This window comes from Leifsonia sp. HAY1-4F (assembly GCF_056755275.1).
Genome location: NZ_JBNDHX010000536.1, coordinates 1 through 243, shown reverse-complemented (window position 1 = coordinate 243; position 243 = coordinate 1). Strand labels below are relative to the sequence as shown.

Annotated in this window: 1 protein-coding gene; it reads right to left on the bottom strand. The window is 60.9% G+C overall.

Features of this window, described 5'->3' with window-relative positions:
- The coding region (locus ACPYOG_RS20420; protein ID WP_481295902.1) for a glycosyltransferase at positions 1 to 189 on the bottom strand (189 nt) is incomplete at its 3' end.
- Positions 190 to 243 lie beyond the last annotated feature (54 nt).

Here is a 243-nt window from a genome sequence, read left to right as displayed (position 1 = left end):
GCTCCGCTGCCTCTCGGCCGCAACTCTTGTCGCCTCGCGGTCGCTCAGCGCATGCTGCATGACCCGCGCTATGTCAGTCACATCGGCTGGGTCGAAGAGAAGTTCTTGATCTCCAATGACTCCGGGCAAGGCGCCGGTGTTCGACGCTATCACGGGGGTGCCGCAAGTTGTCGCTTCCAGCGCCGTCAGGCCAAAACCCTCCAGTAGAGAAGGCTGGATTACCAGGTCAGCCTCCTTATAGAG